Origin of the sequence: Streptomyces fildesensis (assembly GCF_016107395.1) — a bacterium.
Lineage (GTDB): Bacteria > Actinomycetota > Actinomycetes > Streptomycetales > Streptomycetaceae > Actinacidiphila > Actinacidiphila fildesensis.
Window position 1 is genome coordinate 1 of sequence record NZ_JAAIKO010000184.1, and the last position, 475, is coordinate 475.

1 protein-coding gene is annotated in these 475 nt (G+C 76.4%); it reads right to left on the reverse strand.

The features are described from left to right. Positions 1–449: class F sortase (locus C6N31_RS42505; protein WP_198359665.1), on the reverse strand; the 449-nt coding region annotated here is incomplete at its 3' end. Between the last annotated feature and the right edge of the window lie 26 nt (positions 450–475).

Sequence of the window (475 nt, forward strand, 5' to 3'; positions counted from 1 at the left end):
ATGACGGAGGCGCCGAGCTGTCCGGGGGTGGGTGAGTTCTTGTACCAGCCGGCTTGCAGGGGCTTCCAGGGGACCTGGACGGTTCCGTCGGGGTTGCGGCCCAGGGACAGCAGCGTGGTGTGGACGCCGATGGCGGGGATATCCAGGGCCACCGGTACGGATGCCGAGAGTACGGGTCCGGTGGAGGAGTGCGGCGCCGGTGGGCCGGGCGGCTGGAGTGAGGTGGGCTGCGCCGCTGCGGCCGGTGCTGCCACGGCTGGGGGCTGGGGTGGCGGGACGCTGCTGCTGGGCCCGCCGGTGAGGGCGACGGCGGCGCCGGCTGCGGCCAGGGCCAGTGCTGCGGTGAGTCCGATGATGGTGCGGCGGCGGGTGCCGCCCCCCGCCGGACGGGGGGCGGCGGCTTCCGGGTCCGGCTCGGGGCTGGTGCCGGGCCCGGTCCCGTCGGTCATCGCTGGGCTGCGGCGTTCCTGCGCCG